Raw genomic sequence first — 14089 nt, 5'->3', positions numbered from 1 at the left:
GCCTCGCCGTCATCAGCGTGGCCACCGCTCCATCCGTCAAAGAGAGACGTGGAGACCGCTCGATCCTGACCCGGCGTTTTGGATTGCGGCCGCGAAGAGGCGCTCGTTAGGTTGGCGCCCCATATGACAACCCCCCGACCCCTGCACCCCGAAGGCAAGCGAGCTCCCGCCGTGGCGGAGGCCATGGCCAGCTTCCACCGAGACGTCGTCGACCAGGTCCGCACCACCGTGGAGCGCGAGGCCGTGGTCGTGGTGGGCATGGCGCAGAACCCCTTCGTGAAGAAGGTCCGCCAGGCCCTCACCGAGGCCGGCATCCAGTTCACCTACCTCGAGTACGGCAGCTACTTCGGCATGTGGAAGCAGCGGCTCGCCATCAAGATGTGGAGTGGCTGGCCCACCTTTCCCCAGGTCTTCGTCCGCGGCGTGCTCATCGGCGGCTTCGACGACACGACCAAGGCCCTGGCGGATGGCTCCTTGAAGAAGCTGCTCGGAAGCTGAGGCACGCTCCGAAGGCGCCCGCCCGCGTGGTGGACGGGCGGGCCAGCGAGGAGGTGCAGGGCCTGCGCGACCGGCCAACCCGAACGCAGGACCTGCGCACCCTCCCCACAAAAGCCCTCTGGAACGGGCTGGCGCCTACTTTGCACTGAGAGGGCCTGAGCATCGGGCCTCCAGAAGCGTGGGCGCAGTGGCCAGACGCGGAGCGGGGCCCCTGAACAGGAGCACCACCATGCGCGCCACCCTTCTGACCGACCTCCCGATCGCCTCCTCCCTCTACGCGGAAGAGACGGAGAGCCTGCCCGCCCCGGCGCTGTGCACGGTGGACGAGGTGATGGTCCGGAACGTGATCGCCGTCAACCCGGACACCAGCCTGCGCACGGCGACCGAGTTGATGTTGGAGCACGCCGTCAGCGGGCTCCCCGTGGTGGATGAGGCGGGCCTGCTCGTGGGGATGCTGTCCAAGACGGACCTGGTGCGCCACCAGCTCGACGAGGACTCCGCGGACTCCGTGACGCTGCCCTCCGGCCAGCACGTCCTCGAGGACACCACCGTCGAGGACGTGATGACGCGGCAGGTGCTCACCGTGCCGGCGGGCGCCTCGCTCGCCGAGGCCGCGAAGGTCATGGCCATCGCGGGCGTCCACCGGGTCCCCGTCGTGGCACCGGGGGGTGCCCTGACGGGGCTCGTGACCACCTCCGACCTGGTGCGGTGGGTGGCCGGGCTCCCTTGAGGAGCTACTGGACGTCCGCCAGGCTCCGGCCCTGGACCCAGCCGTCGTGGTAGACCACGCCCGTCGGGGCGATGGTGCTGTTCCGGTACAGGCCCACCTTCAGGTAGTTGGTCATCCCGCTGTACAGGGTGGCCGAGTACTTCTTGGGCAGGACGAGCTGGCCGTTGAGGTACAGCTCGACGAAGCCGGTGCTCGAGCTGGCCGACCACTTCACGTGGAAGATGAAGTCCAGCCACTGCCCGCGCACCAGCGGCGTGCTCCACACCACGGTGCTGCCCTGCAGGCGCAGGTAGATGGTCTCACCATTGACGTAGAACTCGACCGGCGGCGAGCCATTGTCGCCGGAGTGGTGCCACTGGGTGAAGAGCTGCCAGGTCTTCGCGCTCGGGAAGTCCGAGGCGAACATCGTGTTCCAGCGGTAGTAGTACTCGTCGCCTTCCTTCTCGTTCGTCATCCGCACCAGCTCGTTGCGGTTGCCGCTGGAGCTGATGGGATTGTCCCCCTGCTTCACCGTCACCTTGATGGCGTAGCTGCCCTGGCGGGTGGGCGAGGACAACACCTGCAGCCGGTCCGAGCTGACCATCTGCGTCTTGGACCACTGGGAGCGGTCACCCGTCTCGAAGTCGCCACGCCACACCACGCCGGAGCCGGTGCCGCCGGAGCCCGTCGAGGACGTCCCGCACACGCGGGCCTCCGCGATGCTCGCCCAGTCATTCACGGTGTTACCGTTGACGTAGATGCGCAGGCGGCGCGCGGAGCGGGCGGGGAAGGAGTACGTCTCCGCCGCCGTCGTCGTGCCACTGCTCTTCCCGGTGTAGACCTGGGTATAGCTCATCCCATCCGAGGAGACGGAGAGCGTGAAGTTGCTGGCGCGCACGTTGCCCTGGTGCCACGCGATGGCCACTCCCGACAGGGTGCGCACCGCTCCCAGGTCGTAGTCGATCCACGCCCCCTTGCCGAGCATGCTCCAACGCGTGTCGGGCCGGTCATCGAGCGTGTTGGCTGGAACGTTGCCATCGTTGCCGCTGGCGATCACCGAGGTGGCCGCCAGTTGCGTGCAGTTCTGCGTGGTCAACGCGTCCGATGAGGCCTCGAGGGAATCCGTCGGCTCGTTGGAATTGAAACCCACGTCATCGGGGTTTCCACCACAGCCGATACCAGCGAGGGCGAAAAGCACTTCAGCCAAGAGGAGGGTCTTCTTCACGACAGGGGCTCTCCAGGAAATGTCGACGGACGACGAGTGGTTCCGGACCGCGCGGCGGCCGGTGGATGAGGGTTCAGGTATCTGCGAGACGCGGCTCCCCCGTTGCGCCAACCAGGGTTCGACCCCGGTTGCCGAGAGGGATTGCACCAGCGTGTGTGTCTTTGACTCCTTCAGCCGTCCGCGACTCGCGGACGTTTGAGGTGCCAAAGATCATCCCCCACTTTTGTCACTCAATCAACACAACGCGTCGAAGCTCGCGCGAGGAGCAAGGTGACGAGCGTCACGGCAGGGAGAGGCGCGCGAGTCGAAATTCGTTGCCAGTCACAGACGGCTGTGCCCAGCACGGTTCATCCGGAGAGCTCACGCGTGGTGAGAGGTGCTCCGCTGGGAAGCGCCGATTGACTGCTCGTGAATGTGTTCCAGGAACTCGGGGACGAGGGATGCGGAGATGATCCACAGGCAGGGCTGCGCCTCGGGGTCGTCGTGCAACCGGGCCGCCTTCGCGTACTCGCCACCGTCCTCGCACAGGTAGACGAAGGAGCTTCGCCCCCGGAGCGCGAACCAGCGGCGCGCCTCGTCCAGCAACGCCACGTAGGCGCTCCGCCCGTCCCGGGACAGCGGGAACAGGCGCGCGGCATCCAGCAGCCGGATGAGGCTCGTCCCGGGATGACCCAGCTCGAGCACCAGCGCGGCCAGGGGCACGCCCTGACGGCGCGCCACGAGGATCCGCCGCTCCCGCTCCAGCCCCGCCTCCTGCCAGAGCCGGGACACGCCCCACAACTCCAGCCGGTCGCGGGTGAAGTCCAGCGCCTCGACGTAGCAGGCCGGGCGGGTGCGGGCGATCTGGCCGGCCAGCAGGTACTTCTCGCCAATCGACGCGGGCCCGATGTCCAGGTCCTCCCGCGGCTGTCCGCTCGGCTCGCCGCACTCCACGTCCATCATCCGCAGCGGCATCACCAACGACTGCCCGCCGTCCTGCATCCGCTGGGCGAAACGCAGGTGCGTCCGGTACATCCACGGCACGGTGGACTCGGCGTAGCAGAACATCCACCGGAACGCGGGGTCGCCCTGCGAGTGCTCCAGCGTGCGCAGATACGTGTCACGGAGGATCTGCCCCGGCACGTGCGGCACGTTGTCCGGCCGCCCGGGCCGCCGCCCGAGCTGGTGCAGCATCCAGGCGTAACGGTAGGGCTTCAGCGAGGAGAGCGACGCCTCCACGCCCCGCTCCGAGGGCCACACCGTCTGGCAGAAGAGCTGTGGCAGTTGCGCCGCCCGCCTGCCCAGGTCGATGAAGCTCCGGCGGAGCTCGGAGAAGTGCTCGGAGTGCCTGCCCACCAGCGCGAAGTAGCCCGACGCGCCGTACAGCTCCCACAGCGGTTCGAGCAGTTCCTCGCTGGTACGCGTACTGGGACAGAGCGACCGCGAGACGAGGCGCGTCCACTCCACCGCGTCCCGCTCCGTCATCGGCCGGACCGCCAGACCGAACACCCGCTGCCCGTCGCCCCGCGCGGACGAGACGTGACGCACCTCTCCGCTCAGGTAGATGGATTCGCCGTCAGCCGTCTCCACCTCGAGGGGCAGGAAGAGCCCCGGGAAGACCAGGTCATCGCTCCCACCACGCAGGGCCAGTCCGGAGAAGGAGAGGTCGACGAGCTCCCGCTCGCGCCGGCCCAATTCCTTCCAGAGCGGATGATCGAAGCGGGCCCGCAGGCCCGGGGGCGCCGGCACGCGGCGGTGCCAGCGGTGACGCACGCGCCACAACCGCTCGGGCAGCCGGGTCACCAGCCGCTCCCCTCCGGCCACCGGCCCCGCCAGGCGCATCCGGTAGGCCGAGTTGTAACCCGTCACCTCGAGCTCATAGGGCGGCTCGCCCCACTCGGCCCCCGGCTCGGAACATCGCCAATGCAGCAGACCCGCCTCGGCGTCCAGGCGCTCCAACACCACCCGCACCGTCCGGCCCGGCCGGCGCAGCACGCCCTTGTTGCTCATGGCGGCGATGGCCGTGAGGATGGACTCGATGCGCTCGCCTCCGGAGACTTCCTCCTGTACCGGCAGGGGCGAGGCCTCGGGCTCGGCGCTGCCGCGGAGGACCGCGTCATCCAGCAATGACAGGATTTGCCGCCCCTGCTCCGGGGAGACCCCCACGAGCTGGATGCCCAACGCGGTGCCCCGCCCCCCGGCATCGCTCCACCGGGCCTCCCCCACCAGGGGACCGATGGCCGTCCCGCCCGCGTCCAGACACACCCGCAGCGTCCGCTCGTGCATCAGCGCGTCCGCCACGCTCCCGGAGAGGGCCCACACCGCCGTGGGGCTCAGCAGCGTCGCCCGGCCCAGCACCAGTCCCTGCTCGGGCAGAACCACCTGGATGCCATCCGGACCATGGAGCGAGTACCCCGAGTACGGACCGGTGACCGATAGCCTTTCCGTGCTTCCCTGCATGGCATTCCCCCTGCTGTCACACGCGCGAGGCTCCCAATCGCTCTCAGGCATCAAGAAACACGCCCCACCATTCCCCGTCAAGCACCAGACTGAAAGTCATTGTTCCCTCCGCCGGATTGCGCTTGTCATGGAAAAGCATCACTCCCGCCGCACTGGGACGCCAGGGCTGTCAGGGAATGCGGGCAGCCTCCGCACACCGCGCGAGACCAATCCCTGTCTTGCCAGAGAGGGCTGGGAACTACCAGTTGAGGCGGAGGAGGAAGCTGCTGGCATCCTCGTCCGTCGGGATGCCCTCGATCTTCAGCTCATCCGGACCCATCGCCAGGGCGGCGGTGGTGCTGGACAGCACGATGCCGGCGTTCCAGGCGAGGCCAATCAGGTCCTGCGTGAAGACGAGCTCTCCGGAGTTGGGGCTCAGCCGGCGGTAGGAGTGCTCGCCGAAGGTGACCGCCACCGAGGCCGCGCCGGGGATGCCCTCCAGGGTGCGGTGCATGCCCGCCGTCATGGCTCCGAGGATCCGCACCCGGCCCACGGTGCTCCGGACGTAGGCGAGGCCCGCATCCTGGCCGGCCCGGAAGAGTGCCTCGCCGTAGGACTCGCCGCTGGCCTCCGCGGCCTGCCCGATGACGTCGAGCATCCTCAGCATCCAGGCCACCGGGTAGCGGTAGTTCTCCACCAGCCGGCCCACGTCACCGAGCTGGCGCCGCGCGAGCTCGCCCACCTCGGCCCCCCGGGCATCGGCCGACGCGAGAACCGCCTCGAGGAACACTCCGGGGACCTGATGGTCCGGACGGCACCTCGACAGCCGTGACAACAGCTGGGCACGCTGTTCCATCAGTTCCTCATTCTGCCACGACCGTCCAGGGCCGGTCACGCTGGCCACGCGGCTCTTCCCCCGGCGCTCCTCACGCTTCAGCGAGCAGGGGCGAGCGGACCGCCGACGAGACAATCCAGAGCTGATGGGAGGTCCGGGTGATGGCGATGTGCAGCCTGCGACGTGCCTCGTCATGAGCCGGATAGGCCCGCGCCGTCGCGTCCGGGATGACGACGTAGTCGAACTCGAGCCCCTTGACGTTGTCCACATCCGTCACGTCGACGCCCGGCTCGAAGGAGAAGTCTCCCTCCAGCACGAGACGGGCCCAGGACATGTCCGCGACGACGCGGTGGAAGGCGCGCGCCTGGTCGGGGCCGCTGGCGATGACGGCGACGGACGCGTGGGGCTCGCGCTCCAGCAGGTCGCGCAGCGCCTCGCCGATGAAGAGGTGGGCCTGGGCCTCGTCCGGGAAGTGGTGGAACCCCACGGGCGCTCCTTCGCGGCCCGCCTGGGGCACCGCCGTGGTGGCCTGCGTGCCCAACACCTTGCGCGCCAGCTCGGTCACCGGCCTGGGGCAGCGGTAGGACACCTGGAGCCGGCACGTGGCCGCGTCGCGGATGCCGAGCTCCGAGAGCACCGCGGGCCACCCCGCGAAGCTCGTCGAGGTCTGCTGCATCTCGTCGCCCGCCAGCGTGCAGCTCCGGGCCTCGCCCAGCAGCTTGCCCACCACGAACAGCTCGAAGAGGGAGAAGTCCTCGGTCTCGTCGAGCACGACATGCACCAGCCGGCCCACGGCGCCCAGGTTGCCTCCCTGGAAGCGCAGGAACAGCAACAGCGGCAGATCCTCCAGGTCCAGGGTACCGGCGAGCGCGTCGGGCGTGTCGCTCTCCAGGGACTTGCCGTCGAGCGTCTGGAGTCGCTCGGGGTCCACGCCCTCGAGCTCTTGCGAGAGCGGCGTGGCGATCTGCAGCATCGTGTGCCGCACCGTCTCGTCGACGGCGGTGAGCGGCAGGTCCCCATTCGAGCGGGAGACCACGCCCTCCAGGAAGCGCCGGTCGGTGAAGACCTCGGCGAGCCGCTTGCGCAAGGGCGGCAGGGTGGTGACGGAGGACTTGAGCACTCCCAGCCGGGCCGCGAGCGAGAGGCGCAGGGCCGGATGCCGCTTGAGCTTCGCGACGAGCGGTGGCGTGTCCTCCCACAGCTTGATGGCCTTGGCGCCGAACGAAATGCGCGCGGCCATGGCGGCCCAGGAGTCGAGCGTCTCGACGGAGACCTTGTCCAGCCCCAGTGGCGCGAGCAGGCGCCGGGAGAGCCTCGCCAGCCCCTCCTCGGGGACGATGACCTTCATCCGCGACTCGGGGTAGCGCGCGTGGTCGTCGAAGGCGATCTTCGCGAGCCGGTGGAGGGCCACCGTGGTCTTCCCGCTGCCCGCGCTCCCCAGCACGAGCAGCGGCTGGTCCGCGGCCACGCTCACGGCCTCGAACTGCTCGGCGTCGAGCATCGCCGTCACGTCGAGTGCCCCCTCGCGCCCCGAGGCCCCCTCCCCCACTCCGAGCTGACCCGGCCGCACCGCCGTCCCCGAGCCGCCCGCGAGCAGGGAGGAAGGTCCCGAGCCCAACAGCCGCCAGGTCCCCTCGGGCGTGCGCGCCAGCACGAGCGTGCCGGACTGGATGCGCGTCAGCCGCCCGCGCTCGATGACGACGAGCCGCCGCACCTCGACGGTGCCCTCGGAGAGCCGCTCGCCGAACCACTCCTCGTACGAGTCGCCCTCTCCATAGCGGTAGAAGACGCGGGCCACCGGGGCGAAGCGCCAGTCGATGATGCGGACGTCGGCGGACGCGTCGGCGAAGCTGGTGCGGCCCAGCAGGTAGTCCCGGATGCCCGCGGGCCCATCCACGCGCAGGTGCGCGAAGTACGGGGCGTTGGCCTCCGGCAGCACGGTCGTCCCCTGGCGCTCCAGGAGGGCGCGCGCCTGGTTCATCTGATGGAGCAGGTGCGGGAGATCCGCCACCGGTGCGGTGGCCGCCTCGTCACGCAGCACCTGCAACTGGGCGACGAGCCCTTGCGTCTCCTGATGACGGCTGTCGCCCCGCTGCCTCGCGGCCTCCAATGACGCGAGCACGCGACCGAGGAGTGCCTCCTCCTCCGCGATGATTGACTGTGCGTGCTGTGGAAGTTCTCCCACGGTGCTCCTCATGCCGAATCCGCCGGCCATCTTCACATCCACGCTCGGGATGTAACGACCTTTTTTCTCAGAAGCTGATCCATTCAGAACCAACGACAACAACAACAGATAGCAGCATTCCCCCCTGCTGAATGGAGCCCCGACCTCATGCGGATTGGAACATCGTGGATTGCATCATGGCTGCCGGTGTGGAGCCTCGCGCTGGTGCTCTCTCTCGCCCCTGCGTTCCCGGCGCTCGCCGACCCCCTGTCGGTGAGCCTCACGGCCGACAAGAGCAACTATGAGCGCGGTGAGCAGGCGACCCTGACCCTGGAGGTGAAGAACACCTCCCTCCTGCCCGTGACCGTCTCGTTCAGCAATGGACAGCGGTATGACTTCGCGGCGCGTGACGCCAATGGCACCACCGTGTGGACCTGGTCCCATGGCAAGTCCTTCGACCCGGGCTCGTCCAGCAGGACGCTGGCTCCGGGTGAGATCTGGCGGGCACAGGAGACCTGGGGCTTCGTCGATGACGCGGGGAGCGGCGTGTTCGACGGCACCCTCACCCTCAGCGGCACCTTCCTGGGCCAGTACCTGGGACGGAGCGGTCCCAAGGTGGCCACGCAGGATGTCGTCCTGTTCACCCCGGATCCCCTCCAGGTGACGTTCTCCACCGACAAGAGCCAGTACTCGCGGCTCTCGTCGTCGTCGGCCCGTCTGGTCCTGACGCTCACCAACATCGCGACCTACCCGGTGACGATCACCTCTCCGACCGAGCAGCTCCATGACTTCGGTGCCAGGAATTCCAGCGGGCAGACCGTGTGGACCTGGTCCCATGGCAAGACCTTCAACCAGACGCCGGCGCAGCTCGTGCTCGCCCCTGGCGAGTCGCTCGAGCTGACCGGGTCGTGGTCGTTCAAGAACAACAGCGGGTCCTCCGTCGCGGACGGGTACTACACGGTCAGCGGGACCTTCCTGGGCCAGTACCATGGCGCGGTTCCTCCCAAGGGTGGAGAGAGCCAGATCCGCGTGTACACGCTGTTCTGAGTGATGCTTCCGTAGGACCATGGGCGCCCTTCCGCGCGAGCTCCGGCGGAGGGGCCCCCTCGCTTCAGGCAAGGCCTCAGCGGATGAGGCCGCCCAGGAGTCCACCCAGACCTCCGCCGCCCTGGGAGCCGCCCCCCTCCGGCGTGTTTCCACCGCCGCCCAGGTTGGCGAGCATCGGCATCACCGTGAGGATGCCGCTCACCAGCTTCGGATCCAGCCGCGACTTGAGGAAGTTGAGCAGCAGCGGCGCCACCAGCGAGGCCTTGCCGGCGTCGATGTTGAAGCGCTGCAACAGCGCCACGATGCCCGCCACCTCGCCCGCCTGACCTCCGAGCCCGCCCAGCGCGCCCATCAGTCCACCGCCGCCCCCACCCGACTGCCCCTGTCCACCCAGGAGACCGCCCAGCCCACCCAGCAACCCGCCGCCACCGGACCCACCCTGTGGGGCCTGCCGCGCCGCCTGCTGTTCCCACCCCTGCATCTCGGGAATGGCCTGCCCCATTTGATCCGCCGCCTGCGCGCCCAGCTTCTCCTTCACGGTGCCCTGCACCAGCTTCAGCAACGAGCCCGCGAGGCCCTGCGCCTGGTTGGAGTCCACTCCCAGTTGCTGCGAGAGCTGCCCGATGAGGTCCATTCCGTCCTCCTCCGTGTCGTCAGAGAGCGGCGGTTCTAACGGACCTCGCCCCTCCTCCCACCGGAAAAACTACGTACGGGCTGGGGTGGACGTCCGTTGCAGGACGGAAATCGAGGGTGCCTCCGGGATAGTATCCCTCCCTGGGAGCCCACCTCATGAAGACGTCGCTTCACCTCGGACTGCTGCTCGCAACCCTTCCCCTGGGGGCCCTGGCCCAGACAGGCAAATACACCCCCTCCGGGAGCTGTGATGGACTCCCCAGCATCGACGTGACCACGCCTCGCGGCGTCTGCGTCGGTGTGGTCGCCGACGGCTTCCGCTTCCCCCGCACGGTGACGGCCCTCGCCGATGGCAGCCTCGTCGTGGTCGACATGGGCGGCTGGGTCCCCAGGAAGGGCTCGCTCTGGCGTCTCACCCCGGACGCCTCCTCCCATACGTATGTGAAGCGCAAGCTGCTCGATGGCCTCGACCGCCCCCATGGCTCGGCCATCGGCCCCGATGGGCTGCTCTACATCGGGGAGATCTCCCGTGTGATCCGCCTCGACCCCGATGCGGCCGATCCCGCCTCCACGAGGGAGACCGTCGTCGGCGATCTGCCCACGGATGGGCGGCATCCCCTGACGGCCATCCTCTTCGACAAACAAGGCTACCTGTATGTCAATCTCGGCTCCGCCTCGGACAACTGCGAGCCCACCAAAGGCTATCGCAATGCCGATCGCCGCACCTGTCCCGAGGCGCAAGGCCCTTCCGCGCGAGGCGTCATCCGGCGCTACGCCCTGACCGGCCCCAACCGCACCGCCACCCGGTGGATGAACTACGCCGTCGGGCTGCGCAACTCCATGGCCATGGCCATCCACCCCGAGTCGGGGCTGTTCGTCCAGGGCGAGAACTCCCGCGACTCCATCCACAGGGCCGACAGCACCCTCGATGATCGCACCGAGCCTCGCGAGGAGCTCAACATCATCGTCCCGTGGCAGGACTATGGCTGGCCCTATTGCTACGACGGCAACAAGGCCAGTCCCGAGTTCAAGGGCTTCGACTGCTCGCGCATGCGCCAGCCCGCGCTCCAGCTGCCGGCCCACGTGGCACCCCTTGGCATGGCGTACTACTCCGGCGGCATGTTCCCCGGCTGGTACAAGGGCAAGCTGCTCGTCACGTACCACGGGTACCGGGACTTCGGGCAGAAGCTCGTCGCCATCCCCACCGATGCCACTGGCAAGCCCACCGGCGAGCCCTTCGAGATCATCAAGGGCTGGTACAAGAAGGGCACCCAGCCCCTGGGTGCTCCCGTCGGCGTGAGCGTGGCCCGGGATGGCTCCATCTTCGTCGTCGAGGACAAGAACGGCACCGTGCTGCGTCTGTTCTTCGATCCCTCGAAGGGTGATGGCATCCCCTCGCCCGGGCTGTCCGTCAATCCTGGCAAGGACGCCGAACAGGATGCGCGCTGCCGCGAGCTCGCCACGCGCGACGACTCGTTCTCACGAATCCAGCGCGACATCATCGATCCGCTCTGCACGAGCTGCCACGGCGCCGCCGGTGGCAACGCCGGCAACCTCCGCCTCGCGCGCTGCGATGACATCGGCAACGCGCAGCGGTTGCTCGCGCCCCGCCCCGGGCACTCACCCTTCGTCATTCCCCGCGACCTCGAGAGCGAGCTCTACCTGCGCCTCCAGGGCACCACACCCGGTCTCCCTCCCATGCCCGCCGGAGGTTTGAATCCCGAACAGCTCGAGGTGGTGGAGAGTTGGATAAAGGAGGGAGCTCCCGTTCCCAGCGCCCAGAAGGCTGGCACGAACAAGGCGATGGCCACCGACAGCACGCCCTGAGTCGCACCCCTCACACACTTTTCCCGACTCGTCAGGGCTTCCAGAATACGACAGCACTACGGGTCTCGTGACTCGCGAGGCTGCGCGCCCCTCTCCACCAGTGGAATACTTCCATTGTCAGGCTTGGCATTGGGGGGTGCGAGATGAGGCAAGAGCCAGGTCTCAGTGGCATCGCTTCATGGAACAGCAGCAGGTGGGGATGTCTCGAACGCAGACTCTGGACCTTCGGTGTGCTGCTGGCCCTGCTCACCAGCCAGACGGCACGGGCCGAGGGACTTCCCTCCACGCTGCGCGCCTCTCTCATGGTGCGCATCCTCGCCTACGACCGGAGGATGGGGACCCTCCCTCCGCCCCTGACCGTGGTCGTCCTTCATCTCGCGGGCAACGAGGGCTCGGAGCGGACGGCCCGGGAGTTCACCCGCGCGCTGGAGACGGCCTCGCGAGGGAGGTCCATCCTGGGCCGGCCCGTGCGCATCCTCCGCATCGGCTTCCGTAATCCATCCCAGCTCCAGGCGGAGCTCACCGAGGCCCGTGCGGCGGCGCTCTATGCCTGCGAGGGACTGGAGGCCTACACGGACCGCATCGCCCGGGTGACGAGGCACCTGTCCGTCCTCTCCTTCACCGGGAGCCGCGCACAAGTCGACGAGGGCCTGGCCATCGGCCTCAGCCGCCAGGGGGACTCGCCCATCATCCTCGTCCATCTCTCGGCGGCCCGGGAGGAGGGCGCGGACCTCGATGCCGGCCTGCTCAGCCTCTCCCAGCTCGTCAACCCGGAGGGGCGTGAGCCATGAACCTCATCCCCCGTCATCTCTCCCTGCGGGCCCGGCTGATCTCCCTGGTGGTGCTCCTCATCACCGCCTTCGCCCTCTTCTTCCTCCTCTTCTTCCCCGCGCGCATGGATGACCAGGCGCGGCACTTGATGCTCGGCCGCGCCATGGGACTCACCCGGCTGCTGGCCAGCGCCACCGAGCCGGCGCTCGACTTCGGAGACCCCGCCTACGGCAAGCGGCACCTCGAGACGCTCGACTCCATCCCGGAGGCCGTCTTCGCCCTGCTGCTGCGCGAGGATGGAACCCCCCTGTCCACCTGGCACCCGGAGCGCGCCCCGAAGGAGCCTCTCGAGGCCAGACAGGGGGCGTTCATCCACGGGCAGGAGGTGATCTCCCGGGTCGACATCCATACCCGGGGAGGCCAGCAGGGCACGCTGCTCCTGGGCTTCAGCCTCGCCGAGATGCAGCGGGAGAGCCGGCGCAACCAGCAGCTCGCCGCGCTCATCTCCGCGCTCATCATCGGCATCGGGATGCTGGCCGCCTCCGCGCTGGGGACCCTGCTGGTCCAGCCCCTCAAGCGCGTCACCCGCGTGGCGCTGCGCATCTCCGAGGGAGACCTCGGCGCCCGGGGAGAGCTCGACCTCAGCCGGCGCGACGAGACGGGCACCCTGGCCGCCGCGCTCTCGCGCATGCTGGACCGGCTGTACGAACAGCGCGCCCTCATCGAGTCCCAGGTGCGCGAGCTGCGCAGCACCCAGGAGCAGCTCATCGTCGCGGACCGGCGCACCTCCGTGGGCACGCTCGCGGCCGGCGTGGCGCATGAGATCAACAACCCCCTCGCCTACGTCACCGCCAATCTCCAGTTCGCCCTGCGCGAGCTGCCACAATTGAAGCGCCTCGCCCGCGAGGGGACCCCGGACACCCCGTCCACGCAGGAAGAGGAGGACTGGGAGGAGGTGCTCAACGCCCTCTCCGAGGCCCGCGAGGGTTGCGCGCGCGTGCAGCACATCGTCCAGAGCCTCAAGTCCTTCTCGCGCGGGGACGAGGACAAGCGCGAGCCCACGGACCTGGGACACACCCTGGAGACCGCCATCAACATGGCGGGCAATGAGATCCGCCACCGCGCCCGCCTGGTGCGCGACTACCAGCACGTCCCGCCCGTCGAGGCCAACGAGGTCCGGCTGGCCCAGGTCTTCCTCAACCTGCTCATCAACGCCGCGCACGCCATCGAGCCGGGGGCCGCGGACCAGAATGAGATCCGCATCTCCACCCATCTGGGAGAGGACGGACGGGTGCGGGTGGCCATCACCGACACCGGCAGCGGGATGACCCCCGAGGTCCGCGGCCGTCTCTTCACTCCCTTCTTCACCACCAAGCCGGTGGGCGTGGGCACCGGGCTCGGACTGTCCGTCTGCGAGGGAATCGTCACCAGTCTGGGAGGCACCATCGAGGTCCAGAGCGAGCCGGGAGAAGGGAGCACCTTCACGGTGGTGCTCCCGCCCTGCACCACCGCGGCGCACGACGGCGCGGACGAGCCAGCCGCACCGCTCCCCCGGGCGAAGCGGTCACGCATCCTGGTGGTGGATGACGAGCCCCTGGTGGGAGCCGCGCTCCGCAGGGCCCTGGGCCGCGAGCACGAGGTATTCGTGACGACGGGCGCACGCGAGGCCCTGACCCGGATGCGGCAGGGGCCCCCCTTCGACGTCATCCTGTGCGACCTGATGATGCCGGAGATGACCGGCATGGAGCTCTACACCGAGCTCCAGCGGACGAACCCCGAGCAGGCCAGGAGGGTGCTCTTCCTCTCCGGCGGTGCCTTCACCGAGACGACCCGCGCCTTCCTCGAGCTGCACCAGGAGCGGGCGATGGGCAAGCCCATCGACATGGACACCCTGCGCGAGCGGCTCCGCGTCCTGCTCGAAGGCCACGAGCCCCCCTCCTCCCACCCCGTCATGAGTTGAGC

General features: G+C 68.9%; 11 protein-coding genes. 6 read left to right on the top strand and 5 right to left on the bottom strand.

Annotation, left to right across the window (positions count from 1 at the left end; genetic code table 11):
* Nucleotides 1-123 precede the first annotated feature (123 nt).
* Nucleotides 124-498, top strand: a complete 375-nt coding sequence (locus NR810_RS34075) for a glutaredoxin (RefSeq protein ID WP_257458637.1) — start codon at nt 124-126, stop codon at nt 496-498.
* A gap of 229 nt (nt 499-727) precedes the next feature.
* The gene (locus tag NR810_RS34070) at nt 728-1228 is read left to right on the top strand and encodes a CBS domain-containing protein (RefSeq protein WP_257458636.1); all 501 of its coding nucleotides are present in this window, start codon (nt 728-730) and stop codon (nt 1226-1228) included.
* A 4-nt stretch (nt 1229-1232) separates the two neighbouring features.
* On the opposite strand, the gene NR810_RS34065 is transcribed toward NR810_RS34070, so the two are convergent.
* The 4 genes from NR810_RS34065 to NR810_RS34050 form a co-directional block, all read right to left on the bottom strand.
* Entirely contained in the window at nt 1233-2432 is a 1200-nt protein-coding gene (locus NR810_RS34065; protein ID WP_257458635.1) for a heparin lyase I family protein, read from the bottom strand.
* A gap of 360 nt (nt 2433-2792) precedes the next feature.
* Nucleotides 2793-4871 carry a hypothetical protein gene (locus NR810_RS34060; RefSeq protein WP_257458634.1) on the bottom strand — a complete coding sequence of 693 codons (2079 nt, stop codon included), beginning with the start codon at nt 4869-4871 and terminating at the stop codon, nt 2793-2795.
* A 238-nt stretch (nt 4872-5109) separates the two neighbouring features.
* The gene (locus tag NR810_RS34055) at nt 5110-5706 is read right to left on the bottom strand and encodes a DUF2378 family protein (RefSeq protein WP_257458633.1); all 597 of its coding nucleotides are present in this window, start codon (nt 5704-5706) and stop codon (nt 5110-5112) included.
* A gap of 70 nt (nt 5707-5776) precedes the next feature.
* Nucleotides 5777-7882, bottom strand: a complete 2106-nt coding sequence (locus NR810_RS34050) for an ATP-binding domain-containing protein (RefSeq protein ID WP_257458774.1) — start codon at nt 7880-7882, stop codon at nt 5777-5779.
* Between the two features lie 135 nt (nt 7883-8017).
* Here NR810_RS34050 and NR810_RS34045 point away from each other — a divergent pair, with 135 nt between their 5' ends.
* Nucleotides 8018-8896: a BsuPI-related putative proteinase inhibitor gene (locus NR810_RS34045; protein WP_257458632.1), complete on the top strand. Its 879-nt coding sequence runs from the start codon at nt 8018-8020 to the stop codon at nt 8894-8896.
* A gap of 76 nt (nt 8897-8972) precedes the next feature.
* Here the strand turns inward: NR810_RS34045 and NR810_RS34040 are convergent, their stop codons facing one another.
* Nucleotides 8973-9530 (bottom strand): DUF2780 domain-containing protein, encoded by a 558-nt coding sequence (locus NR810_RS34040; RefSeq protein WP_257458631.1) that lies wholly within the window; start codon nt 9528-9530, stop codon nt 8973-8975.
* A 155-nt stretch (nt 9531-9685) separates the two neighbouring features.
* Between NR810_RS34040 and NR810_RS34035 the strand changes: the two genes are divergently transcribed.
* The 3 genes from NR810_RS34035 to NR810_RS34025 all read left to right on the top strand — a co-directional run bounded on the left by NR810_RS34035 (nt 9686) and on the right by NR810_RS34025 (nt 14087).
* Nucleotides 9686-11356, top strand: a complete 1671-nt coding sequence (locus NR810_RS34035; RefSeq protein WP_257458630.1) for a PQQ-dependent sugar dehydrogenase — start codon at nt 9686-9688, stop codon at nt 11354-11356.
* Nucleotides 11357-11586: 230 nt separating this feature from the next.
* A complete protein-coding gene (locus NR810_RS34030; RefSeq protein WP_257458629.1) occupies nt 11587-12147 on the top strand; it encodes a YfiR family protein in 561 nt (186 codons plus the stop codon).
* On the top strand, nt 12144-14087 hold the full coding sequence (locus tag NR810_RS34025) for an ATP-binding protein (protein WP_257458628.1): 1944 nt from the start codon (nt 12144-12146) through the stop codon (nt 14085-14087). The genes NR810_RS34030 and NR810_RS34025 overlap by 4 nt, the downstream gene beginning before the upstream one ends.
* Nucleotides 14088-14089 lie beyond the last annotated feature (2 nt).

Origin of the sequence: Archangium lipolyticum, assembly GCF_024623785.1 — a bacterium.
Lineage (GTDB): Bacteria > Myxococcota > Myxococcia > Myxococcales > Myxococcaceae > Archangium > Archangium lipolyticum.
This window is presented reverse-complemented; position numbering and strand designations above follow the sequence as displayed.

Coding starts and splice junctions, on each gene's coding strand:
- NR810_RS34045 (WP_257458632.1), top strand. CDS start 8,018: ATGCGGATTGGAACATCGTGGATTGCATCATGGCTGCCGGTGTGGAGC.
- NR810_RS34070 (WP_257458636.1), top strand. CDS start 728: ATGCGCGCCACCCTTCTGACCGACCTCCCGATCGCCTCCTCCCTCTAC.
- NR810_RS34035 (WP_257458630.1), top strand. CDS start 9,686: ATGAAGACGTCGCTTCACCTCGGACTGCTGCTCGCAACCCTTCCCCTG.
- NR810_RS34060 (WP_257458634.1), bottom strand. CDS start 4,871: ATGCAGGGAAGCACGGAAAGGCTATCGGTCACCGGTCCGTACTCGGGG.
- NR810_RS34050 (WP_257458774.1), bottom strand. CDS start 7,882: ATGAGGAGCACCGTGGGAGAACTTCCACAGCACGCACAGTCAATCATC.
- NR810_RS34055 (WP_257458633.1), bottom strand. CDS start 5,706: ATGGAACAGCGTGCCCAGCTGTTGTCACGGCTGTCGAGGTGCCGTCCG.
- NR810_RS34040 (WP_257458631.1), bottom strand. CDS start 9,530: ATGGACCTCATCGGGCAGCTCTCGCAGCAACTGGGAGTGGACTCCAAC.
- NR810_RS34025 (WP_257458628.1), top strand. CDS start 12,144: ATGAACCTCATCCCCCGTCATCTCTCCCTGCGGGCCCGGCTGATCTCC.
- NR810_RS34075 (WP_257458637.1), top strand. CDS start 124: ATGACAACCCCCCGACCCCTGCACCCCGAAGGCAAGCGAGCTCCCGCC.